This is a genomic window from Fortiea contorta PCC 7126 (assembly GCF_000332295.1).
Taxonomy (GTDB): domain Bacteria; phylum Cyanobacteriota; class Cyanobacteriia; order Cyanobacteriales; family Nostocaceae; genus Fortiea; species Fortiea contorta.
Genome location: NZ_KB235930.1, coordinates 4,430,783 through 4,453,265, shown reverse-complemented (window position 1 = coordinate 4,453,265; position 22,483 = coordinate 4,430,783). Strand labels below are relative to the sequence as shown.

The window sequence follows — 22,483 nt, the reverse complement described above, 5'->3', positions numbered from 1 at the left end:
ACTAAAGATTTTTGGCACATTCAGTCATCTTTAGATGACTTTCGCTATGAGCAAGGAACTTCAGTTCCTTGTGGGCTATAGGTTTTACGTTAAGTTGACACCAATGGGCAGTGCCGTGCCCTTACACCTATCGATATAGAGTTGTACTCTATCTCAATAGAAACCTTGATAAACAACCCTGAAATATGGCTCAAATCCTCATTGAAAATTTAGACCTCATTATTCTAGAAAAATTAGAAACTCTCGCCAAACAACACAGAAGGTCTTTGCAAGACGAATTAAAACACATCCTGCAACGGGGCATTGACCTGTCACCGCATAATAGAGTGAGGACGCTCCTTTCGCTCTAGCTTCATCCCTGTTAAAATTGCGTGGTTGGTGCGATCGCTAATCTGAGGATTCCATTCTTTTGGAGACACTAAATGCTCACCGTTTACTTTGCGTTTGACTGCATCGACAGGTGTTTTCCCCGTTAAAAGTTTATAGAGTGTAGCTGCTAGTGAATAAATATCGCTACACGCACGAGCTATAGTGCGTGTATTGTAGAGTTCAGGAGGCGTAAATCCATCAGACACTTCCTTTGCTCGCCTTGTGGTTAACATATGGTCAAAATCTAAAGCTAAACCAAAATCAATTAACACTGCTTCTAACCGCCCATCTCGGTTTCGTAACAAGATATTTCCTGGATGCACATCCCGATGAATCAGTTCATTTTCATGTACAACTATCAGTGCTTCCCCAATTTGCTGAATGTAACGTAGTGCATCTGGTTCCGAAAGTATTGGGGGACTGAGGTCAGCCAAACTCACTCCATCAACGTACTCCATGACTACACATGGATAATCTCCTTCCTGAACAGCTTCTGCAACCTGCACAATATGCTTGTGTTTACACTTGGCAAGTTTTATCCCCTCTTGCATAAACATAGTTCCTAATCGTGCGCGTTCAGGCTGACTGAGAGATTGAAACAGTGCATCATTTATGGTTTTAACAACTAGGCGATCGCTATTCTTGTTTTTTACCAAATAAGTAATACCAAACCGTCCTCTTCCCAATTCCCTTTCCACAGTGTATTTGCCACTTTGCAATTGATCACCCGCTACCCAAGCCATCTTTGCAACTCCCAAAATACATAAATTGATTGTCACACAACAGAGAGTTGACAAATTGAGCTTAACTTTGTGGAAATAGTGCGATCGCTCCTCCTCCCCTTACATTGCTAAACTAAAAAAACCTCACCTCAAGCAAAGGTAAGTTTATGACCTCTGCAATCAATCTAGATACTGATCTCACCCCGTTCCCCGACCACACGCAGCTACCAGAATCAGATGGCACCTTTGTGAAAAATTTCCAGGAACATCCCCAAAGCATTCTCATCACCGACTCGATTAAACCGATATTGCAAAAACTTCACCCTGATGGGCAATATTGTATTGGTCAAGATTGTGGCATCTACTGGCGGATGACTGACCCGCCAGAGAAAGGCGCAGTAGCACCAGATTGGTTTTATGTAGCAAATGTCCCACCCTTGCTTGATGGACAAATACGCAGGTCTTATGTAGTATGGCGAGAATTTATCGCCCCATTGATTGCTTTAGAATTTGTCTCAGGGAATGGTAGTGAAGAGCGAGATCAAACTCCTTGGAAAGGCAAATTCTGGATTTATGAGCAGGTGATTCGGACTCCATTTTACGGTATTTATGAAGTGGAACAAGCCAGTATAGAAGTATACGAATTAATTGGTGGACAATATCAGTTATTAGCAGCAAACGAACGGGGACGTTATCCTATACATCCTTTGGGCGTTGAGTTAGGTATATGGCAAGGACAATACCAAAATATGGAATTACCTTGGCTGCGCTGGTGGGATTTGCAAGGTAATTTGTTGTTAACTGGCGACGAAAGAGCTGAACAAGAACGTCAAAGAGCTGATCGCCTTGCTGCTCAATTACGATCGCTCGGTATTGAACCACAAGCTTAAATCTACTGTTTCGGTGAGATGGCGGGGTGCAAAGAACACCCCAGTATTGTTATGGCGTCAATATCTGACGGCTTAAAATACTCATGACTTCATTGGAATTCTCTGTTGGTAGCAGTGGACTCCAATCACCAACATTGGCATAGCCGAGAACTTGCAACAAGTGAATGGTGCGCGTAACTGCTTTGGGAGAACCGATTAATAAATGTTTAATCCGTTCTCTTCTGGGTGATGAGTCTTCGGGAGATGGATTCGCCGGAGGGATGCTATCGCCTTGGCTGCGTAAAAACTGGGTTAGTTGTGATTGGGCGAACTTTGTTTGTTGTGCCATGATAGTGTTTGACTCCAGATAGTGGGGTTAAGTGAAAGGCGATCGCAGACTCTGGCCGGAGGGCGATCGCCTTTCTTATATCTATAAGATATAGTATAATTTTATACTTGTCAAGCGGTTTTTCTAAATATTTTTACAGAGATTTGACTATGGTTAGTTTTGGCTTTGCGGTAGTTGAGCGAAGTTGAAACTACCGCGCAATCGAAACTACCGCGCAGTTGAACCACATACCCCTCACCTTTATAAGGACAGTATTTGACCACGGCTATATATTGAATTCGGGCGATGGTTTCTTGAATTCGGGCGATGGTTTCTTGATTTTAGGCGGTCGTTTCTTGATTTTGGGCGATGGTTTCTTGATTTCGGGCGGTTGTTTCTTGATTTCGGGCGGTTGTTTCTTGATTTCGGGCGGTTGTTTCTTGATTTCGGGCGGTTGTTTCTTGATTTCGGGCGACCACCAAGAATTTACATAAAATAATTCTTGATTTAGTAATAAATAATTCCAACTATACTGAATAATGCGGGTGTCAAACAGCCCCGATTCTGTCTATCCTAGTGCTGTAAATATCAGGGTAGGAATCACTTTTTATCCTGGTGCATCACTAATAACAGGAAAGTTATTTATGTCACGTCCAAAACGCGGGTCTAAAGCACTGGATAGAGCGCAGCGTAGGATTGCAGCTTTGAAATCGATTAGTCTTACCCTAGACTTAGGTAATGGAGTTACGATTAATTCCTTTGCAGATGCCATCAAAACAACGCAAGAAAAGCTAGAAGCTTATAACTCCAGCCTCTCCACCGTAGATATGACTCAAGGAGCCTTAGAATTAGCTGAAAAGTCGCTGATGGAACTAACAGAACACATGTTAGTCAGCGTAGCGGCAAAATATGGCAAAAATAGCGATGAGTATAAAATGGCTGGGGGCGTTCGTCGCAGCGATCGCAAGCGTCCGGTACGAAAGCCTAAACAAGAGGCTGTTGTTTGATCAAAACGATAAATTTGGTTTTTTTTGATACTCTCCCGACTTCAATTCGGGAGATTTTTGAGTAGCCTGTTTAATTGCTAAACTAAGAAACAACCCTTACCCAGTGCAAAGGTAGTCTTATGACCTCTGCAATCAACCTCGATACTGATCTAACTCCTTTTCCTGACCATACGCAGCTACCAGAGTCTGACGGTACCTTTGTGAAAAATTTCCAAGAACATCCCCAAAGCGTTCTTATCACCGACTCGATTAAACCAATATTGCAAAAACGTCATCTTGATGGCCAATATTGCATTGGTCAAGATTGCGGGATTTATTGGCGGATGGCTGACCCGCCAGAAAAAGGTGCAGTAGCACCAGATTGGTTTTATGTGGGGAATGTACCGCCTTTGCTTGATGGACAAATACGCAGGTCTTATGTACTGTGGCGAGAATTTATCGCCCCATTGATTGCTTTAGAATTTGTCTCTGGTGATGGTAGTGAGGAGCGAGATCAAACTCCTTGGAAAGGCAAATTTTGGATTTATGAGCAGGTAATTCATCCAGCTTTTTATGGCATTTATGAAGTGAATAAAGCCAGTGTGGAGGTATATGAATTAATCGGTGGACAGTATCAATTGCTCACAGCCAATGAACTAGGACATTATCCTATCCCATCTCTGGGAGCTGAATTAGGCATTTGGGAAGGAGAATATCAAGGTGCGGAATTACCCTGGTTGCGTTGGTGGGATTTGCAAGGTAATTTGTTGCTGACTGGTCATGAAAGAGCGGAACAAGAAAGTCAACGGGCTGAACAGGAACGCCAACGAGCGGAACAGGAACGCCAACGAGCGGAACAGGAACGCCAGCGGGCCGACCGCTTAATGGCTCAGTTACGTGCTTTGGGAGTTGAACCAGAAGCTTAACATTATTCGTTAGATATCAGCTTGTTCGCTGTTCCGTATGACGCCACTTCCTACAGCTTTGGAAATCAAAGCCAGAAAGTGGCTCCCTGATTCCCAATCCTAAATATCTAACCCCAAAATTGTTAACTCTGGTGGATGTTCAACGGTAAATTGATAATACACCTCTCGTTGCTCTTGCGCCGCAAGAATTAACATCCATTCCAAAATTCCCATTTCACCAAGTTGAATTTGCGGATTGCTGCGAGTGAGGCGCACTTTTATTTGCTCGCTGCGGCTAACTGGTAATTGTTCTGTTAATTTCAATTGAGTTTCTTGATTGAGCAAATTAGTAATAATTAACCGATAACCATAAGTAATGCGTCGCTGGTTGCTAATTAACTTTTTATCTACCTGACGTTCAACTAAATCTCGCTCAATTTTTAAACTTTCGTCAATCCCCAAATTGAGTTTAAATTCTTGTCCTGGTGCAATATTTTCTAACTGTGTTGTCCCTACAAAAGTATCATCACGAAAAATATTTGCTTTACCGGGTAACAGAGTTGCTCCGTTGGCGCTATTTTTGACATTAGCTTGCAAATAAGCAAAGCTCACCAAGCGTGGGATTGCTACATAATCAAAGCTACTAGGATAATCATCTGCAAAAATTGTCGTTTTGTGGGGTGCGCCATCACTGGGAATATTCCCACCGTTGTTTAGTTTAAAGGTGACTACGCTTCCTTGTTTGGCAACTTCTGCAACTACATCCGCACTCAACAGGGTGATAACTTCATCTTGTTCTTGATCATCAGCTTCACTAGGCAGAGAAGCTTGCGGTGCTATGGTAGGAATAGCTGAGAACCGTTTGCGTGTCATAAATTCTACTGTTGAGCGTGGAGTCCCTATATACCAGGGTTCCAGTTTTGGTGGGAGTGTACCTAATCCCGGTTTGGCTGTAGAAAGAGTCAGAGCTACACCTAGCCAATCTTCGCCTGTGGTTTGGGTAATTTCTGCCAAGTAGCTAAGATGCACAGTATTGTTAGTACTACTAAACCGTAAGTCATAAAGTGGAGTCCAACTGGCGCGATGAACCACATAGGACACATCTAACTCTAATTCTCCAGCGCCGGCGACCTCAGTAGCCACAACCAAGCTTAAACTTTCTTTGGGATGGGGTGTTTGGATTTTTTGCAATGAAGCGATCAAGACTTGTAATTGCTTGTCTAATTCTTGCTGTTGGCTTTTGCATTCTCCTGCAGCGATCGCATATTCGCTATACTGACTACCTAAAAAGTTGAGAAAATCCAAGGTTTCACTGAGGCTGAGATTTTTTCGCGCCAAACTTTGAGCAAAAGGATCTTCAGTTTTGTCCTTTAAACCAGCAATAAAACTAGACTGTAAAGCTAGAGCGTCTATTTGCGCTTGGAGGTGGCGTTTTTCTGCTTCTATCTGCTGAATTTGTCGCGTCAACTGGGCGACTCGTTCGGCGACTGGTTCGGTGGTATAAATGCGATCGCTGCTTACTCCCAACAACCGCACCCCCACACTACCACTACCACTCACCCTGACAGACTCTGTTTCTAGAGTCACTGGTAATGAGGCGATGACTAATTCTCGTTCCATTCCTGTGAGGGAAATTCTGCCCCGTCTTGTCACCAGGGCTTTGTCACTGTATACTGTAACAGCTATAATCCGGCTGGAAATTATTTTGCGTAAAGATGGCACTTCCGGGTTAACCACTGCCAGTTTTCCCCTTTTTTAAATGGTTCTGCTGGTCAATTTTTAATGGTTATGGGTTCAGCCGTCAAGCATATTTTGGGATTTGTCATTCTTCATCTTCTCTATTCTCTCGCTTCTAACTCTTGTTGTTGACTGTGCTCAAATGTTCCCCAAACCGCAGGTGCGTTTTCGTCAACAAATTTTTTCGCCGCACTGAGTAAGTATTCAAAGTATGTGCGAGCGACGATAGATAGTTGTTTACCAGCGGGGTGAACCATATACCAGGTGCGCTGGATGGGAAAATGCTCTACATCTAGAATACTGAATTCTGATGACTCAGGTATCAGGGTATGGAGAGATAAAATAGAAATTCCTAAACCACCGGCGATCGCTTGTTTGATTGCTTCGTTACTACCCAACTCCAACTTGACTTTAACTGATATTCCATGTTCATCAAATAGTTTTTGCACAGCACGACGTGTTCCTGAACCAGGTTCTCGCATAATAAACGGTTCATTAGCTAGGCGTTCTATGGGAATATTTTTCTCCTTTGTCAGTGGATGAGTAATCGGCGCACAAACTACCAAAGGATTATCCAAAAATGGCTGACAACTCACATCTATATTTTCTGGAATTTGACTCATAATATACAAGTCATCCAGGTTATTCACCATTCTCTCCAAAATACCTTCGTGGTTGGTTACTTTCAGCGAGATCTCAATCCCTGGATAGAGTTGACAAAACGGCCCTAACAACCGGGGAATAAAATATTTAGCTGTTGTAATCACAGCCAAGCGCAATTGTCCTTGCTTTAGCCCTTTTAAATCTGCTACCTTCATTTCAAATTGGGCTATGGTCTCAAAAATTTGCCGACAAGTAGCAAATAATTCTCGTCCCGCTTCTGTCAAATAAAGGCGCTTACCCACCTGCTCAAATAATGGTAAACCTACCGATTTTGTCAACTGCTTAATTTGCATGGAAACGGTAGGTTGGGTGAGAAACAATTCCTCAGCTGCACGAGTAAAGCTACCATGTCTAGCAGCAGCCTCGAACACTTTCAACTGGTGTAGCGTCGCTTGGTTCAAAAGTAATTCTCCTCTAATAGCGATTCATAGATATAAATCTAGTATCACTGAACACTACCCCAGGATGGAACTATGCTTGCACAAAAGTTATAAGTTATAAGTATAGATATAACTCTATTATCCCTATTACGATAAAGGTCTTTTACTTATAGACCTGACCAGTTATCATCGTATACAACAAGCAAAGCGTAAGATGCCTTCCAGTTGATGAATGCTGAAGGATGAATATTGAATGCTGAATGTGGATTGCCGACAATTCATCTTTCACTATTTCTAATTCAAAATTCACCATTCATCGTTCCATCATTCCTCTGTAATTTCTTCCACAATTTTGATGGGTAGTTTGCCTAGATCTGGTAATTGAAGCACTTCTATTTCGGCAATTTGTTCTTGAATATTCATTGGCAAGTTTAATGGTTGACGTTGTTCTATCCAACAACTTGCTAGTGGTAATGTTTGCTCTAACTCATCCAACGGGCGAGGAATTACCATCACGGCGTTGAGTTCGCCGATGCGTTCAGCTTCGTACATCCCAGCTTCCACGGCCACTGCTACATTGGCGACAGTACCACGGATGATAGCTGTACACAAGCCAGCGCCGATTTTCTCATAGGATGCGAGATGCACATCAGCAGACTTGAGCATAGCGTCGCAAGCGCCTACCATCGCCGGAAACCCGCGTGTCTCCACTAAACCCACTGCTTGGTTACTCAAACGGCTGTAGCTGCCTTCCTCCATAATTTTACTCAGACGATTGGTAATGGGGAGTACCACATCTAAGTTAGGATAGGGGCGGGGAATCACCAAGCTAGAAATCAACTGTCCAAATTGTTCAGCGGTTTGGACTCCAGCTTCTACGGCTAGGCGAACATCGGCTATTCCGCCCCTAACGATCGCTGTACAGTGACCACTACCAATTTTCTCATACCCAACCAAATGAACCCCTGCCGATTTCAGCATCATATCCGCCGTACCAACGATCGCTGGAAAGCTACTAGTAGATACTAAGCCCAAAGCAGTATCTCTGAGCGTGTCTCGCTGTCGTGATGCCTGGAATGTGTTAGCAGACCGTTGATTATATATTTCCATGTGAAGTCTCCAGGATATTCACAGAAAGAATGAAGGCGAAAGGATGAAAAATATGCTAACCTCAGCCCACTTTGGGGTTAATTTCATACTTCATACTTGACACTTCATATTTCAAGTTACAACTTACTCTTAACACTTACTCAGACAAATCGTCAGAAGACGGCTCATTTAAAGACTGTCGGTGGGGAAATAATGTGATCAACAGCCTTTGGATACTTCCTTGACCATAAATTTGTGTACCGATACCGTTATTAGTTGCAGGCTGGGTGGATAAAGAATCTTGATTTGGTGGTGTAGAACTAGGAATTTGAGGAACTTCTGCAGCAGGCTCACTTTCTACAGTTTCTGTTGGTGGAAGTGGCACAGATTCGTGTTGTAACTCCAGAAATGCTGTGGCAGAAAACTTCGTCGAGGAAGTTGTTTTTTTCGCTTTCGTGGCCGATTTACTTTCTGCTTCTGCCCAATAATCCTCCTCTGCTGCCGCAGGTGCAATACTAGCAGATGAATTAGTTGGCGATGATGGTAATTGCTTTGTTTCACCCAGAATCCGACTCGTGTCTCCCACAATTGATCCTGGTGGCACTACTTGTCCCGGAGCGATCGAACAGTTAAAAACTGTAGTAGCGGCACCTACACAAGCATTTGTGCCAATTTTACCTTGACCAACCATCAAGAAACCGGCCCCCAAGTTGGCTCCTGCTTCCACTTCCAGAGTACCTTCATAGACCTGGAGAATTGACCCCATACCAACACAGACCCCAGGGCCGATGATGATCTTGCTGTTTGTAGCTGCTTGGAGTATTACTCCTGGTGCAAGTACTGCACTAGGATCAATAGTTACCTCGCCACTAATATAAGGATCAAAATTGTTGTTGAGGCGCAGTGGCGGGACAGTCATGAAAATTGTCACCTCGGAAAGGGACTAGGGACTAGGGACTAAGGACTAGGGGCTAGGGATTCCCTATCTCCCCTTACCCCAGACACCACTTGTTCTACTTGGGCTGTGCCCAAGACCTTGGTGGCTCCCCCATTCCCTAGAACTATGGACGTTGGATAATTGTTTCCAGTACTCGACGTTTGGCTTTAGGATCAATCCCAATTAAGCGGACATATTCTCCTGGGTATTCGGCCAGGTTCGCTTCTACTGCAGCGATCGCTTGTCTTTCGTCGCGGGCTTCGATGGAACCGGTGCTAGTCCAGGAACCTGTACGGAAGCGCCTTTGGTCTACATGCTCGATGCTAATTTTGTATCCACCCGCCAATAGCTGTTTGAGTTGATCGACCACTTCCGCATTTAAGCGAGTGCTGCTGGCTGGTGCGGTGGCGGTGGCGGTGGCGGCTGCAAATGATTTTTGGCTACCAGATGGGCTAGCTTGGCCGTTGGGGCGTTGGATAATGCTTTCTAATACCCGCCGTTTGGCTTTGGTATCGATACCAATCAGCCGCACATACTCGCCTTGATGGTTGTTAATGCAGTCTTCTAAGGCAGCAATCACGTCGTTGGCGGAGTTGGCACTAATTGGTTCGCAACTTTGCCAGGAACCTGTGCGGAAGCGGCGCTCATCTACGTGTTCTGTGCCGATTTTATAACCGCCTGCTAACAACTGACGGATTTGCTCGACAGTTTCCCCACTGATGCGGCCATTACCATTACTGCTGCTGTTACCGTTACCGTTGCCGTTACCGTTGTAGCTGCTGTGAGATTGGGTAGCGGGTGCTCTAAAGGTGTTAGGTGCGGAAACTGTGCCATCTGGACGTTGAATAATTGTCTCTAGCACACGTCGTCTGCCTTTGTCAATGCCAAACAGACGGACGTACTCACCGCTATGGTCGCGCAGACAGGATTCAATAGCGGCGATCGCTTCACCGATGCTTCTCGGTTCAATTGGTTGGCAACTATTCCAAGAACCGGTGCGGAATCTTCTTTGATCCACATGTTCAGTGCCAATTTTATAACCTTGTTCCAATAGATAACGCACTTGCTCTATGGTTTCAACACCCAAGCTATTGCTCGACACTTCACTACTCCTTTCTAGCTCTAAAACTGTTAGACCATTACTTGTATAAGATTTAGTATTCTCATCCCGAATGGGTGCAATACATTTGCTATCTGCAGCACAGCGATAACCAGCTCTGAGCGCTTGATTAATCCCCACCACGTGATGGGCAAATTGCTCATCCTGCTCTTGCACATCTGGTAAGCGATCTGCTTGCTGTTGGGTAGTAATGATTGCACCCGAAGGTACATACTTCCCAGGGGGAATTTCTACATCTTGAATCAGAGCGTGCATCATGACGATGCAGCCTGCACCCACCCTGGCGTTAAATACTGTGGAGCGGAAGCCAATAAATGAATTATCGCCTACATAAGCCGGACCATGAATAAGCGCCATGTGGGTCAAAGAAGCATTTTTCCCTACCCATATAGAGTATTGTTGTTGGTCGTCACCAACTACTCGCCCTTGTTCCAAGCCGTGAATTACCACACCATCTTGGATATTGGTATTTTCACCAATATAAAAGGGTGTGCCTTCGTCGGCTCTAATCGAAGTCCCAGGAGCCACGATCACATTTGCACCTATCCGCACATCGCCAATGATGTTGGAGAATGAGTGTACAAATGAGCTTTCATGGATTTTCGGTTCAGCTAAACTCCTTGACCACGGGGTAGGGGGTGCCGCTGTGCTGCGGGCTATCATTGCGAGATTCCTCCTAATATTGTCATTTGTCAGTGGTCATTCGTCATTTGTCTTTAGCTAATACCAATGACTAATAACTAATGACTCATGACTTATGACTATCTGTATTGGTCTTTTTTGCTGTAAATCAGACGATCTTCAACGTGAATAGTATCAATGATCGCTACTACTGCTGCATCTAAGGGACGCTGTTCATTACCCAGAATTTGACGAGCAGCACTGCCTTTGGTGATCAGTACCCACTCATCCACTCCAGCACCGACGCTATCCGCTGCTACCTCATAGGTTGGTAACATGTTTCCGTTTTCGTCTACTAATTGCAACATTAGTAGTTTTACACCCCGGAGACTTGGATCTTTTTGGGTGCTAACTACTGTGCCACGAACCTTGGCAACTTGCATTATGTTTTACGGTCTTCTACCGAAAGGACGAATGGCGTTGACATTTTCCCGGAATTGTTCTACGTCTTCGGTATAACGAATTGGTAGGACATACTCTAAGTTTTCGTGTGGACGAGCAATGATGTGAGTGGACAGCACTTGTCCACCGTTGACGCGCTTCACTGATTCCACACCAGCGGCTACTGAGGCTTGCACCTCAGATACGTCGCCTCTGACGATGACTGTGACTCGACCGCTGCCGATTTTTTCGTAACCTACCAAGGTGACGCGAGCTGCTTTCACCATTGCATCCGCTGCTTCTACCACTGCTGGAAAGCCAAGCGTTTCTACCATTCCCACTGCAATTGACATTAGTTTTAACCTTTAAATCAAGTTTCTTAACTTGGATGACAGAAGCACTCTAGAGGACAGAGATGCTTCTTAGGTGCGGAACTGTTCTACCGCTTCTGTGTACCTAATCGGCAAGACATATTCCAGGTTTTCGTGGGGACGGGCAATGATATGAGTAGAAACTACTTCACCACCATTAACTCTTCTGGCTGCTTCCACGCCTGCGGCAACTGAAGCTTGCACCTCAGATACATCCCCGCGCACTATGACAGTGACGCGAGCGCTACCGATTTTTTCATAACCTACCAAGGTGACACGGGCTGCTTTCACCATTGCGTCAGCAGCTTCTACTACTGCCGGAAAGCCTTTAGTTTCAATCATTCCAACTGCAATTGGCATCGCAGAACTCCTAAAAAATTAATCCAATCAGTACTGTTGTTTGAAAACTTTGACGCTTAGAGCTTGATCTTAAGCTAAGAAAACACTTCTAAATTAAGCATAGGAAAGCTTGGCGTCCCTGGCAACATAACTTACCATAATAGTTTATGATAAAACTGTTTAAGAAAACTTAATATAATTTAATATAGCCATCTAGTTAATGAAATTTCACGGATTGCTAGAGTAGGCAATTCAGTTTTATAATTTTTTAATTACATTTGTTAATCCTTGGTTAATAAACACCACAATTGCCAATAAACAGGCACTGTATGAGCCTGGAGGTTTGGCCGTAACTGTGTTTTCCTGATTGCTGATATCTGTATAGTTACAAACTAAAAATTATATAAGTTTTTATTATAATTGATATAAATTGATGATGTGGAAGTAGAAATTGCCCCGGTACAAGTAGGATAAAGATTAATAATTAAATATGTTTATTTTGTGATATGTAATTCTTTTAAGCGCTGAATGTCAATGTCAATATAGAAATTATATTTTACATCAGCTGATTTAAAAACAAGGCATCGGATCCTGAGTCGTCAAAGGAAAACTCAATGAATCATTTTCTCTACATAACAAGTTGCTTGGTGCCTTTTTATGGTTTAATAGGCGCGATCTTAACTTTGCCCTGGACAATAGGACTGATTCGGCAGACAGGGCCTAGACCGGCAGCTTATCTAAACTTGTTGACGACTATTTTGGCTTTTATCCACAGTTTATTGATATTCAAAGATATCTGGGATAAAGAACCAGAAAGTTTTCTTTTCACTTGGTTCCAAGCCGCAGATTTAAATTTATCTATTGCTTTGGAAATTTCACAAGTGAGTATCGGCGCAACAGTTTTAATTGCGGGGTTGAGTATCCTAGCGCAAATTTACGCCCTGGGTTACATGGAAAAAGACTGGGCGCTGGCGCGTTTTTTTGCACTAATTGGCTTGTTTGAAGCAGCTTTAACTGGTTTAGCCATCAGCGATTCCTTATTTCTCAGTTATGCGCTGCTGGAAGTTTTAACACTTTCCACCTACTTGCTGGTAGGGTTTTGGTATGCCCAACCGTTAGTAGTAACAGCAGCGCGGGATGCGTTTTGGACGAAGCGCATCGGCGACTTATTGCTGCTGATGGCTGTGGTGACACTATCCACCATCGCTGGTAGCTTGAACTTTTCTGATTTAGCTGAGTGGGCACAAACAGCCGACCTCAACCCGGTGACATCAACGCTGTTAGGTTTAGCATTGATTGCGGGGCCGGCGGGGAAATGTGCTCAATTTCCTTTACATTTGTGGTTAGATGAGGCCATGGAAGGGCCAAACCCCGCTTCGGTGATGCGAAACTCACTGGTGGTAGCTGGTGGGGCTTATTTGTTGTATAAATTGCAGCCCTTGCTAGCTCTATCACCAGTAGCTTTAAATGCTTTAGTAATCATGGGGACGGTGACAGCGATTGGGGCGACATTGGTGTCCTTAGCGCAAATCGACATTAAGCGAGCTTTATCCCACTCCACGAGTGCATACATGGGTTTGGTGTTCTTGGCTGTGGGATTACAGCAAGGAGGTGTAGCCTTAATGCTGCTGTTAACTCATGCGATCGCTAAAGCTTTATTATTTATGAGTTCAGGTTCAATTATCCACACCACCCATACCCAAAATTTAACCGAAATGGGAGGACTGTGGTCAAAAATGCCTGCAACCACCACGGCGTTTATTGTTGGTTCAGCGGGAATGGTAACTTTATTACCCTTGGGTAGCTTTTGGGCGATGTTAGCGTGGGCTGACGGCTTTGTGAAAATTAACCCTTGGGTAATTGGCGTTTTAGTCTTAGTCAATTGCTTAACAGCATTGAATTTAACACGGGTATTTAGATATATCTTCTGGGACAAACCGCAACAAAAAACCCGCCGCGCTCCAGAAGTTGCTTGGCAGATGGCATTCCCCATGGTATCTCTGACCATAGTCACCTTGCTACTACCCTTGATGCTGCAGCAATGGTACTTACTACCTGATTGGGAAGGAATTGATTGGTACGTCTTGTTAATATTAGTTTCTTCAACCTTAATTGGGGTCGGTATCGGCTCGACAATCTACTTAGATAAAGCATGGTCGAGATCGAGAGTTCTGGTATGGAGATTTATGCAGGATCTATTGGGGTATGATTTTTACATAGATCGAGTTTATCGATTAACAGTAGTCAAAGCAGTAGCGCTACTTTCTCAGGTTTCCGCGTGGAGCGATCGCTATTTAATCGATGGTCTAGTAAACTTGGTAGGGTTTGCGGCTATTTTTAGCGGGCAAACCTTGAAATATAGCATTTCTGGTCAATCCCAAGGATACATGTTGACGATTTTAGTAGTTGTCAGCATCCTGGGATTTTTTATTAGTTGGTCGTTAGGTCTACTGGATAAATTGCCTTTTTAGGAAGGTGGGCACAAATCAAGTTTAGCGGTGGGGGTTGTTATTAGTTATTCCCCCAATCTACCTCATCTCTCCTCTACCTCGTCTCCCAAAGAGTTTATGCTGAGTGCTTTAATTTTACTGCCGTTACTTGGTGCGGCTTTGATTGGTTTTTGGCCTGCAGAAATCACAGGAAAGCGTTCCCGTGACATAGCTTTGGTTTTTGCTGGTGTGATGTTTGTCTGGACAATCATACTAGCAATTCAATTTCATCCCCAGGAGATTGGTCAACAGTTTGCTGAGTCGCTACCTTGGATTGATGCTCTGGGTTTAAACTACAACCTGGGAATAGATGGTTTATCTTTACCTTTGCTGCTACTGCAAGGACTGTTGACTTGTATTGCCATTTATAGTACTGACCAGTCTCTACAGCGTCCCAGGTTTTATTACTGTTTAATCTTACTGCTGAGTGCTGGGGTGACAGGAGCCTTTTTAGCACAAGATTTACTACTATTTTTCCTGTTTTACGAATTAGAGTTGATTCCCCTGTATCTGCTGATTGCGATTTGGGGTGGTGAAAAGCGGGGTTATGCAGCGACAAAATTTCTCATTTACACCGCGGTTTCGGGAGTGTTGATTTTAGCTAGTTTCCTCGGTATGGTGTGGCTGAGTGGTAGTGCCAACTTTGGGTTAGAGACATTGCATACCCAGTCCCTACCTCTGGCGACTCAGTTGTTACTGCTGGGGGGAATTTTAGTAGGTTTTGGCATTAAAATTCCTTTAGTTCCCTTTCATACTTGGTTGCCAGATGCTCACGTAGAAGCTTCCACACCAATTTCTGTACTGCTGGCTGGGGTATTGTTGAAATTGGGAACCTATGGCTTATTGCGATTTGGCATGAACTTGTTGCCAACAGCTTGGTCTTATTTAGCACCGTGGTTAGCAACTTGGGCTGTAGTCAGTGTACTGTATGGTGCATCCTGTGCGATCGCCCAAAAAGATATGAAGAAAATGGTGGCTTACAGTTCCATCGGCCACATGGGCTTCATCCTCCTAGCCGCCGCATCTGCAACACCATTAAGTGTACTGGGTGCTGTGATGCAAATGGTGAGTCACGGTTTAATCTCCGCACTGCTATTTCTGTTGGTAGGGGTAATTTATAAAAAAGCTGGTAGCCGTAACTTAGACGTAGTGCGGGGACTGATGAATCCAGAACGGGGTATGCCAGTAATTGCTACCTTAATGGTGTTAGGAGTCATGGCTAGCGCAGGTATCCCCGGAATGGTCGGGTTTATTTCGGAATTCATCATTTTTCGCGGTAGCTTTCCAGTTTTTCCCGTGCAGACCTTACTATGTATGATTGGTACTGGGTTAACTGCCGTTTATTTCTTAATTCTCGTCAATAGTGCCTTTTTTGGGCGCTTATCTGCACAAGTCATCAACTTACCACGGTTGTATTGGAGCGATCGCATTCCTTCCATCATTCTAGCCGTATTGATTGTGATTTTTGGCATCCTACCTACTTGGTTATCCAGGTGGACTGAACCCACAACCACCGCCATGGTAAACACACAAGACGTCGTAGCAACAGTATCTTTGACAAGAAATTAGGGGCTAGGGGCTAGGGGCTAGGTGAATAGTATACGCTTGTTTGACTCCAACCCCTAACCCCTCACCCCTCACCCCTAACCCCTATACTTTTTGGAGAAATAGCGATGGCAAATACTAAAAATAAACCTTATAGTAGCGTTTTATCTGAATATATAAAACGCCTGCAGTCTGGACAAGCATTACTTGTAGATAATCCAGAAAATGTACTGGAAGTAGTAGGAATTCTCAAAAGTTATGGTGTAGTTTTAGATGCTTATTCCCATAATCTTATTTATATTGGCGAGCAGCAATTTTTAGTATTTTTTCCCTTTTTTAAATATTTTAATGGTGATATTTCCTGGCAGAAATTATTTCGTCATTGGTGGCACGATCGCATTAATTTTGAATATGCCGAATATTGCATGAAATCGATGATGTGGCATGGCGGGGGAGGACTAGACGCCTATTTAGATACCCAGGAATTTCACAAAATTGCTCAAGCAGTAATCGCCGCCAAATTTAAAAATAACCCCTTGATGATAGGTGTCAATCAACTATTTCCAGACTTTTTAAATGAACAGTTGCGGGTATCTACTTACTATAGTGGTTTGGGTCAATTTTGGCGGGTTATGGCTGATATATTTTTGAGCTTATCAGACCTTTATGACTTAGGTAAAATTACCACAATTCCCCAAGTTGTTGAGTATATTAAATCAGGATTAGTAGCAGATGCATCAAAACCAATTACCTATGATGTGAAAATTCAGGGTAAAGTTTATGAAATCATCCCCAAACATATTGGTTTGACATTTTTAGCAGATACAGCAATACCTTATGTAGAGGCAGTTTTCTTTAGGGGCACTCCTTTTTCTGGTACAGTAACTTACAACGCTCAAGCGTATCAAATTCCCCCCGACCAAGCCCGTTTTGAATACGGTGCATTGTACGCCGACCCTTTACCTATTGGCGGTGCTGGTATTCCGCCTACTCTGTTAATGCAGGATATGCGTCACTATCTTCCAGAATATTTGCACGCGGTTTATCGTAATAGCCTCAGAGGTGAAGATGACCTGCGGGTGCAAATTTGTATGAGTTTTCAAAAATCGATGTTTTGTGTAACTACAGCCACAATTTTAGGATTGATGCCTCATCCATTAGATACTCAAGATGCAGCTGAAGAAAAGGCTAATTTGATTTATTTAAAAAAGTGGATGAATCGGTTAGAAACTTCTCGGTTATTTGATGTTAATTTGTAATTAATAATGAGTGAAGGACTGAAGACTGTGTAGAGACGTAAAAATTTACATCTCTACAGTAGTTTCGTAGCACGATTTGGCAACGCCTACGTTTCGTTTTACATCTTACCGTGTTGCATCACGGTTTGCAGATGTTGGCGGACTTCTTGTGCTTGTTCAATTTCCGATTGACGCAATTTTTGGAAGAGTTCTACACAAGGTTGAGAATTGACTGCTTGTGCGTCTTGAATATAGCGTTCATAAGCTTGAACTGCTTCGGCTTTGTTGTGCAACACGGTAATAAAGTCATACTCTAAGTTGCTGATGGGTTGCTGAGAATTCCCGTTACCTGTAGTCATGAATTTAGCCTCTTTTAGGTTTCTGATTAATTGTTACTTTCTCTAAAAGAGTTGTTCATCTGCCCAAAAGTGGATAAGAATGTATCTAGGCAAGGTAATTTTTGCTTAGTGGATTTATGCCAGAGGTTGATTCTCATCACAGCGACGGACATAGGGAAATTCTAATTCATTTTGCCTATCTCTGCCTCCTTTGTAGACAATCGGGCAAAGCTTAGTATTAGCACTAATACAATCCATGTGTGGTGTCTTGGCACACACTATTAATAACCCACCTAAAATAAACAGTAAACCACAAATTGCTGCGGTCTGAAATGAAGTAATTTCTAACGCACCATGAACAACTACTTCCCGCAAGACTGAGACAATTGTAACTTCTACCGCTACTCCCACAGAAATACTATGCTCTTGTAAATAAACCATCAGGAGGCGGAATAATTCAACTAAAATCAACACGAAAAGTATTTTAGCGGTGACTATTTTATAGTCTAAGGGTTGGGTAATAGCCACCACAATTCCCCACAATTGTAACAGCATGACGGCAAATAAACCTAAACATAAAACAATGACAATTAGGTCTTGAAAAGCCTCCATGTTACGGACGATCGCATGTCGATCAAGCCAGCGATCAGAAAATAAAAATCGACTCTTGAAGCGCTTTTGCATGTGAGTTTCCTTTTCCATTTAACTTCATCGCCCACCAGCCAATTCACACCATAATTCTATTGTTATCTAATATTAAGGAATCGGGCTTCACAGAAGTTAATCTTTTTATTTCTGTAATTGTTGCAACAATTGCTCGGCATTTTTTGCCCAATTCAGATTTCCTTGAGCATTGTATAAATCTCTCGCATATTGCAATACTTGCGCTGCTTCTGGATATTGTTGCAATTGCATAAAAACTAAACCTGCACCGTAATAAGCGTTGGGATAATTAGAGTTAGCTTGGGCTGCTTTTCTGAAGGATTCTAATGCTTCTGGCAGTTTTTTTTGTTGAAACCAGATAGTCCCTAGGTTATAGTGAGCTTCTGCATATTTGGGATTAATTTTTATGGCTTGACGAAAAGCGTCTTTGGCTTGGTCTAATTTGCTTTGTTGCAGATAAGCTAGACCCAAATGATAAGCTGGTTCTGGTGCATTTTTGCTGTGTTCTATCGCTTTTTTAAAAGAGGCGATCGCTCGCTCCCAATCTCTTTGCTGTTCTCGCAATAATCCCAAGTTATAATGAGCAAAACCAAGTCGAGCATCTATTTCTATGGCGCGTTGTAAATAATCATTTGCTAGTGGTAAATTGTTTCCTTCTAACAACGCTCCCCCCAAATTGGCAAAGGCTAAAGCAAACTTAGGATCTGCTTGGGTGGCGCGATAAAATGCGTCTGCGGCTGGTTGTAATTGTCCCGCTTGTCGCAACGCTAACCCTAAATTATAATGTGCTGCTGCTAATGTCGGATCTAGCTGGGTGGCTTGGCGAAAAAGAGCGATCGCATCTTGTATTCTCCCCGCTTGAATCGCCTGTAAGCCTTGATTTAAGTTGTCTGTAGCTGATTGAATGGGGTTTTGTGCTAGTAGGGGGAGGTGGGGATATGGGGTGGTGGGGTGGTGGGGTGGTGGGGAGATGGGGAGAGCGGGAGAAAAAAGGCTTTGAGATAGCACAATCAAGCTTACTAGCCCGGCCATAGGATATTTAGAGAATGATAATCTCATGAATTTTCTGACTGGCAACACTTGGGGTTAAGTTTATTTCATCAAAAGTTTTGAGAAACCAGAAATACTTTACAAAAATTTAAGTTTGAGTAAAAAAGTTAGTCTTTATTAACTTTTATTGAGGAAAATCTTACAACAGAATACGATTTTTTTCTGCACAGATTAAAGGGAGGATAATAACAAATTAAAGAGGGGATGATTCTTGTTTAAGAGAACCATCTCAAATCCTTGGCATAAACAGGATGATGCGGTTAAAAATACTTTACCGCAAGGGAGGTTTTATGAACGAAAAAGTAAAATCGGGTTCGCGGAATGTGGCAATTGTTGGCCCTTATTTAAGCGGGAAAACGACTTTATTAGAAAGCTTGTTATTTGTTTCTGGAGCAATTTCCCGCAAAGGTCATGTTAAGGATGGTAACACCGTCGGCGATAGTGCCAACGAGTCACGCGATCGCCGGATGAGTGTAGAAGTCAGCGCAGCGAGTACCACATATAGTGATACTCGCTTTACTTTTATTGACTGTCCGGGTTCGGTGGAATTTGCCCAAGAAACCTATAACGCTTTAATGGGAGTAGATGCAGCAATTGTAGTTTGCGAACCGATACGCGATCGCGTCCACACTTTAGCACCCCTATTTAAATTCCTTGACGACTGGGAAATTCCCCACCTCGTTTTTGTCAACAAAATGGATCGGGCGAATATCCATGTTTTAGAAACATTACACGCCCTGAAAGCTGTTTCTAGCCGTCCCCTAGTCGCCCACCAATACCCAATCATACAAGGGGAACAACTAACAGGCTTTATTGATATGGTGAGTGAGCAAGCCTATCAATATCATCCAGGCGCACCCGCTGATCCGATTCCCTTCCCCGAAAACTTGAAAGCAGAAGAACATCAAGCACGGGCCGAAATGTTAGAAGCCCTAGCAAATTTTGACGATCATTTATTGGAAGAACTTTTAGAAGACATTGAACCTCCCCAAGAGGAAATTCTCCAAGATTTAAAAATGGAATTGGGTGCAGATTTAGTTGTACCTGTATTCTTTGGTATCGCTGAACAAGATTATGGCGTCAGACCATTATTAGAAGCTTTGTTAGGAGAAGCTCCTGAACCTGAAACCACAGCAGAACGCCGCTTAACTAAAAAAGCTACTGATCCAATAGCGCAGGTATTAAAAACTTATTACACTCCCCAAGGCGGTAAACTTTCCTTAGTGCGGATTTGGCAAGGTAAATTAACTGAAGGTATTGTGCTCAACGGCGTTCGCGCTGGGGGAATTTATCGCCTGATGGGACAACAGCAACAGTTTGTGAATGAAGCTGATGCGGGTGAAATTGTGGCTTTAAGCCGTATGGAGGGAATTAAAACCGGAGATATCCTCTCCACAGATTCCCACTCGGTGAAATCACTACCCAAAGCCACACAGTTAGAGCCAGTATATGCCCTGGCTATAACTCCCGAAAAGCGCAACGATGAAGTGAAACTCAGCAGTGCGATCGCTAAACTGTTAGAAGAAGATCCATCTTTAGCTTGGGAACAACACGGTGACACCCATGAAGTTATTTTGTGGGGACAAGGCGAGATTCATTTGCAAGTCGCTTTAGATAGACTCCGCCGCAAATATAACTTGGCGATGTCAACCCACCTCCCACAAGTTCCTTACAAAGAAACCATCCGCAAACCCGTAGAATCGGTTCACGGGCGCTACAAACACCAAAGCGGTGGACATGGACAATTTGGGGATGTCTTCCTCAACATCCAACCCTTACCACGGGGTGGAGGCTTTAACTTCCGTGAAACTATTGTTGGCGGTGTGGTTCCTAGACAGTATATCCCTGGGGTAGAAATGGGTGTGCGGGAGTTTCTCACACACGGGCCTCTGGGTTTCCCGATGGTGGATGTGGCGGTAACTTTAACTAATGGTTCCTACCATAACGTTGATAGTTCTGAACAAGCGTTTAAGCAAGCAGCTCGCTTGGCGATGCAAACGGGGATACCTAAAGCCCAACCCACCCTGTTAGAACCAATTTTGCGGGTATTAGTGACAACCCCTAATGAATTTACCTCCAAGGTGTTGCAACTGCTCAGTGGTAGACGGGGACAGATTTTAGGCTATGAGGGGAGAAATGATTGGTCAGGTTGGGATAGCGTGTCTGCATATTTACCCCAAGCAGAGATGCAAAACTTTATTGTAGAGCTGCGATCGCAAACTCTGGGCGTTGGTTCTTTCCACTGGGAATATGACCATCTCCAAGAAGTACCGGAAAAACTGGCTGAACGTGTTCTAGCTAGTAATGGTAACGGTCATAACGGTAACGGTAATGGTAAGTAGTTCATAGCATTCTCAAGTAAACGAGATACAAGGGTAGGGGCGAACGGTTGTTCGCCCTGCCAATAATTATTGTTAATGAATATTTAATACTTTTTGAACGTGCTATTGAAATGTCAATTCTTGTTTATTCTAATGGGTATGGAGATGCGATCGCTTCCCCTCGGTATGGGTTCTTTCCATCAAAAATATGAACATTGCTATGATGATTTCATATTCCCTTTCGCAAGTTTCAATCTTAAATTGAAATGTTAAGTAATGGTAACACTGCAATTACAACAATTAAGTGTGCCGCCAGGACACAGAGTGATGCTCCACGATGTTAGCTGGCAAGAATTTGAGGATATTTTAGAAGAACTTGGCGACCATCGCGCTACTAGATTGGCTTACAGTCATGGTAACTTAGAAATTAGGATGCCTTTACCGAAGCATGAATTAGCTAAAGTCATTATTGGCGATTTAGTAAAAATTTTATTAGAAGAGTTAGAAATAGACTGCGAATCTTTTGGCTCGACGACTTTTAAACGGGAAGATATGACTGTTGGTGTAGAGCCTGATGATTCTTTCTATATTCAAAATCAGGCGCGGATGATTGGTAAAGAAAGAATAGATTTAAAAGTTGACCCACCACCTGATTTAGTAATTGAAGTTGATGTTACTTCTAAGACTCAAGTTGATGCTTATGAGGCGTTGGGAGTACCAGAATTGTGGCGCTATGAAGATGGTAAATTACAAATTAATTTGCTGATAAATGGTAAATATATTGAATCAGAAATTAGTCCTATTTTTCCCGATTTGTCGGTTGTTACAGCCATTCCCCAGTTTGTTCAACAAAGTCGCAATATAGGTAGAAGTCCAACACTAAGGGTTTTTCGTCTGTGGGTGAGAGCGCAAATTCAGAAATAATGGTAAGATTTCACGTTTTTGTATCCAAATTCATAGCA

The 22,483-nt window shown here is 43.2% G+C and carries 23 protein-coding genes; 9 read left to right on the top strand and 14 right to left on the bottom strand.

The window, feature by feature from the left end:
* Positions 1 to 185: 185 nt before the first annotated feature.
* Positions 186 to 350 (top strand): FitA-like ribbon-helix-helix domain-containing protein, encoded by a 165-nt coding sequence (locus MIC7126_RS32455; protein WP_154655937.1) that lies wholly within the window; start codon positions 186 to 188, stop codon positions 348 to 350.
* On the opposite strand, the gene MIC7126_RS0120685 is transcribed toward MIC7126_RS32455, so the two are convergent.
* Complete coding sequence (locus MIC7126_RS0120685; protein ID WP_017655062.1) at positions 312 to 1,112, bottom strand: serine/threonine protein kinase; 801 nt, start codon at positions 1,110 to 1,112, stop codon at positions 312 to 314. The genes MIC7126_RS32455 and MIC7126_RS0120685 overlap by 39 nt on opposite strands.
* A gap of 146 nt (positions 1,113 to 1,258) precedes the next feature.
* Here MIC7126_RS0120685 and MIC7126_RS0120680 point away from each other — a divergent pair, with 146 nt between their 5' ends.
* On the top strand, positions 1,259 to 1,981 hold the full coding sequence (locus tag MIC7126_RS0120680) for a Uma2 family endonuclease (protein WP_017655061.1): 723 nt from the start codon (positions 1,259 to 1,261) through the stop codon (positions 1,979 to 1,981).
* Between the two features lie 49 nt (positions 1,982 to 2,030).
* Here the strand turns inward: MIC7126_RS0120680 and MIC7126_RS0120675 are convergent, their stop codons facing one another.
* On the bottom strand, positions 2,031 to 2,309 hold the full coding sequence (locus MIC7126_RS0120675) for a hypothetical protein (RefSeq protein ID WP_017655060.1): 279 nt from the start codon (positions 2,307 to 2,309) through the stop codon (positions 2,031 to 2,033).
* A 320-nt stretch (positions 2,310 to 2,629) separates the two neighbouring features.
* The gene (locus MIC7126_RS30650; protein WP_017655059.1) at positions 2,630 to 2,767 is read right to left on the bottom strand and encodes a hypothetical protein; all 138 of its coding nucleotides are present in this window, start codon (positions 2,765 to 2,767) and stop codon (positions 2,630 to 2,632) included.
* A gap of 165 nt (positions 2,768 to 2,932) precedes the next feature.
* Here MIC7126_RS30650 and MIC7126_RS0120665 point away from each other — a divergent pair, with 165 nt between their 5' ends.
* Positions 2,933 to 3,295, top strand: a complete 363-nt coding sequence (locus tag MIC7126_RS0120665; protein WP_026100423.1) for a hypothetical protein — start codon at positions 2,933 to 2,935, stop codon at positions 3,293 to 3,295.
* A 119-nt stretch (positions 3,296 to 3,414) separates the two neighbouring features.
* Entirely contained in the window at positions 3,415 to 4,200 is a 786-nt protein-coding gene (locus tag MIC7126_RS0120660; RefSeq protein ID WP_017655057.1) for a Uma2 family endonuclease, read from the top strand.
* Between the two features lie 99 nt (positions 4,201 to 4,299).
* Here the strand turns inward: MIC7126_RS0120660 and MIC7126_RS0120655 are convergent, their stop codons facing one another.
* The 8 genes from MIC7126_RS0120655 to MIC7126_RS0120620 all read right to left on the bottom strand — a co-directional run bounded on the left by MIC7126_RS0120655 (position 4,300) and on the right by MIC7126_RS0120620 (position 11,898).
* A complete protein-coding gene (locus MIC7126_RS0120655) occupies positions 4,300 to 5,916 on the bottom strand; it encodes a mucoidy inhibitor MuiA family protein (protein ID WP_017655056.1) in 1,617 nt (538 codons plus the stop codon).
* Between the two features lie 101 nt (positions 5,917 to 6,017).
* On the bottom strand, positions 6,018 to 6,980 hold the full coding sequence (locus MIC7126_RS0120650; protein WP_017655055.1) for a LysR family transcriptional regulator: 963 nt from the start codon (positions 6,978 to 6,980) through the stop codon (positions 6,018 to 6,020).
* A 303-nt stretch (positions 6,981 to 7,283) separates the two neighbouring features.
* Complete coding sequence (locus MIC7126_RS0120645) at positions 7,284 to 8,069, bottom strand: beta-carboxysome assembly protein CcmO (protein WP_017655054.1); 786 nt, start codon at positions 8,067 to 8,069, stop codon at positions 7,284 to 7,286.
* Between the two features lie 136 nt (positions 8,070 to 8,205).
* Positions 8,206 to 8,967, bottom strand: coding sequence for a beta-carboxysome scaffolding protein CcmN (locus tag MIC7126_RS0120640; protein ID WP_017655053.1), 762 nt, complete (start codon positions 8,965 to 8,967; stop codon positions 8,206 to 8,208).
* 142 nt (positions 8,968 to 9,109) lie between these two features.
* The gene (locus MIC7126_RS0120635; RefSeq protein ID WP_017655052.1) at positions 9,110 to 10,768 is read right to left on the bottom strand and encodes a beta-carboxysome scaffolding protein CcmM; all 1,659 of its coding nucleotides are present in this window, start codon (positions 10,766 to 10,768) and stop codon (positions 9,110 to 9,112) included.
* A gap of 98 nt (positions 10,769 to 10,866) precedes the next feature.
* Entirely contained in the window at positions 10,867 to 11,169 is a 303-nt protein-coding gene (locus tag MIC7126_RS0120630; protein WP_017655051.1) for a beta-carboxysome shell vertex protein CcmL, read from the bottom strand.
* 6 nt (positions 11,170 to 11,175) lie between these two features.
* A complete protein-coding gene (locus tag MIC7126_RS0120625) occupies positions 11,176 to 11,520 on the bottom strand; it encodes a carbon dioxide-concentrating mechanism protein CcmK (protein WP_010995041.1) in 345 nt (114 codons plus the stop codon).
* Positions 11,521 to 11,589: 69 nt separating this feature from the next.
* On the bottom strand, positions 11,590 to 11,898 hold the full coding sequence (locus MIC7126_RS0120620; RefSeq protein ID WP_009457333.1) for a carbon dioxide-concentrating mechanism protein CcmK: 309 nt from the start codon (positions 11,896 to 11,898) through the stop codon (positions 11,590 to 11,592).
* Between the two features lie 593 nt (positions 11,899 to 12,491).
* On the opposite strand from MIC7126_RS0120620, the gene MIC7126_RS0120615 reads away from it, so the two are divergent.
* The 3 genes from MIC7126_RS0120615 (at position 12,492) to MIC7126_RS0120605 (ending at position 17,170) form a co-directional block, all read left to right on the top strand.
* Positions 12,492 to 14,348, top strand: a complete 1,857-nt coding sequence (locus MIC7126_RS0120615) for an NAD(P)H-quinone oxidoreductase subunit F (protein WP_017655050.1) — start codon at positions 12,492 to 12,494, stop codon at positions 14,346 to 14,348.
* Between the two features lie 96 nt (positions 14,349 to 14,444).
* Complete coding sequence (locus MIC7126_RS0120610; RefSeq protein ID WP_017655049.1) at positions 14,445 to 15,935, top strand: NADH-quinone oxidoreductase subunit M; 1,491 nt, start codon at positions 14,445 to 14,447, stop codon at positions 15,933 to 15,935.
* Positions 15,936 to 16,039: 104 nt separating this feature from the next.
* Positions 16,040 to 17,170, top strand: coding sequence for a CO2 hydration protein (locus MIC7126_RS0120605; RefSeq protein ID WP_017655048.1), 1,131 nt, complete (start codon positions 16,040 to 16,042; stop codon positions 17,168 to 17,170).
* Positions 17,171 to 17,268: 98 nt separating this feature from the next.
* Here MIC7126_RS0120605 and MIC7126_RS0120600 read toward each other — a convergent pair whose 3' ends face one another.
* The 3 genes from MIC7126_RS0120600 to MIC7126_RS0120590 all read right to left on the bottom strand — a co-directional run bounded on the left by MIC7126_RS0120600 (position 17,269) and on the right by MIC7126_RS0120590 (position 19,209).
* Entirely contained in the window at positions 17,269 to 17,508 is a 240-nt protein-coding gene (locus MIC7126_RS0120600; RefSeq protein WP_017655047.1) for a hypothetical protein, read from the bottom strand.
* Between the two features lie 114 nt (positions 17,509 to 17,622).
* Positions 17,623 to 18,171: a phosphate-starvation-inducible PsiE family protein gene (locus MIC7126_RS0120595; protein WP_040629856.1), complete on the bottom strand. Its 549-nt coding sequence runs from the start codon at positions 18,169 to 18,171 to the stop codon at positions 17,623 to 17,625.
* 105 nt (positions 18,172 to 18,276) lie between these two features.
* Entirely contained in the window at positions 18,277 to 19,209 is a 933-nt protein-coding gene (locus tag MIC7126_RS0120590) for a tetratricopeptide repeat protein (protein ID WP_026100422.1), read from the bottom strand.
* Between the two features lie 281 nt (positions 19,210 to 19,490).
* On the opposite strand from MIC7126_RS0120590, the gene MIC7126_RS0120585 reads away from it, so the two are divergent.
* A complete protein-coding gene (locus MIC7126_RS0120585) occupies positions 19,491 to 21,542 on the top strand; it encodes an elongation factor G (protein ID WP_017655044.1) in 2,052 nt (683 codons plus the stop codon).
* 255 nt (positions 21,543 to 21,797) lie between these two features.
* Complete coding sequence (locus MIC7126_RS0120580; RefSeq protein WP_017655043.1) at positions 21,798 to 22,445, top strand: Uma2 family endonuclease; 648 nt, start codon at positions 21,798 to 21,800, stop codon at positions 22,443 to 22,445.
* Positions 22,446 to 22,483: the final 38 nt, after the last annotated feature.

Bases quoted from the DNA above. Each gene is read 5' to 3' on its own strand.
- MIC7126_RS0120640 (WP_017655053.1), bottom strand. From the start codon at position 8,967: ATGACTGTCCCGCCACTGCGCCTCAACAACAATTTTGATCCTTATATT.
- MIC7126_RS0120660 (WP_017655057.1), top strand. From the start codon at position 3,415: ATGACCTCTGCAATCAACCTCGATACTGATCTAACTCCTTTTCCTGAC.
- MIC7126_RS32455 (WP_154655937.1), top strand. From the start codon at position 186: ATGGCTCAAATCCTCATTGAAAATTTAGACCTCATTATTCTAGAAAAA.
- MIC7126_RS0120645 (WP_017655054.1), bottom strand. From the start codon at position 8,069: ATGGAAATATATAATCAACGGTCTGCTAACACATTCCAGGCATCACGA.
- MIC7126_RS0120620 (WP_009457333.1), bottom strand. From the start codon at position 11,898: ATGCCAATTGCAGTTGGAATGATTGAAACTAAAGGCTTTCCGGCAGTA.
- MIC7126_RS0120600 (WP_017655047.1), bottom strand. From the start codon at position 17,508: ATGACTACAGGTAACGGGAATTCTCAGCAACCCATCAGCAACTTAGAG.
- MIC7126_RS0120610 (WP_017655049.1), top strand. From the start codon at position 14,445: ATGCTGAGTGCTTTAATTTTACTGCCGTTACTTGGTGCGGCTTTGATT.
- MIC7126_RS0120630 (WP_017655051.1), bottom strand. From the start codon at position 11,169: ATGCAAGTTGCCAAGGTTCGTGGCACAGTAGTTAGCACCCAAAAAGAT.
- MIC7126_RS0120680 (WP_017655061.1), top strand. From the start codon at position 1,259: ATGACCTCTGCAATCAATCTAGATACTGATCTCACCCCGTTCCCCGAC.
- MIC7126_RS0120590 (WP_026100422.1), bottom strand. From the start codon at position 19,209: ATGAGATTATCATTCTCTAAATATCCTATGGCCGGGCTAGTAAGCTTG.
- MIC7126_RS0120580 (WP_017655043.1), top strand. From the start codon at position 21,798: ATGGTAACACTGCAATTACAACAATTAAGTGTGCCGCCAGGACACAGA.
- MIC7126_RS0120675 (WP_017655060.1), bottom strand. From the start codon at position 2,309: ATGGCACAACAAACAAAGTTCGCCCAATCACAACTAACCCAGTTTTTA.
- MIC7126_RS0120585 (WP_017655044.1), top strand. From the start codon at position 19,491: ATGAACGAAAAAGTAAAATCGGGTTCGCGGAATGTGGCAATTGTTGGC.
- MIC7126_RS0120635 (WP_017655052.1), bottom strand. From the start codon at position 10,768: ATGATAGCCCGCAGCACAGCGGCACCCCCTACCCCGTGGTCAAGGAGT.
- MIC7126_RS0120605 (WP_017655048.1), top strand. From the start codon at position 16,040: ATGGCAAATACTAAAAATAAACCTTATAGTAGCGTTTTATCTGAATAT.
- MIC7126_RS0120665 (WP_026100423.1), top strand. From the start codon at position 2,933: ATGTCACGTCCAAAACGCGGGTCTAAAGCACTGGATAGAGCGCAGCGT.
- MIC7126_RS0120625 (WP_010995041.1), bottom strand. From the start codon at position 11,520: ATGTCAATTGCAGTGGGAATGGTAGAAACGCTTGGCTTTCCAGCAGTG.
- MIC7126_RS0120615 (WP_017655050.1), top strand. From the start codon at position 12,492: ATGAATCATTTTCTCTACATAACAAGTTGCTTGGTGCCTTTTTATGGT.
- MIC7126_RS0120595 (WP_040629856.1), bottom strand. From the start codon at position 18,171: ATGCAAAAGCGCTTCAAGAGTCGATTTTTATTTTCTGATCGCTGGCTT.
- MIC7126_RS0120685 (WP_017655062.1), bottom strand. From the start codon at position 1,112: ATGGCTTGGGTAGCGGGTGATCAATTGCAAAGTGGCAAATACACTGTG.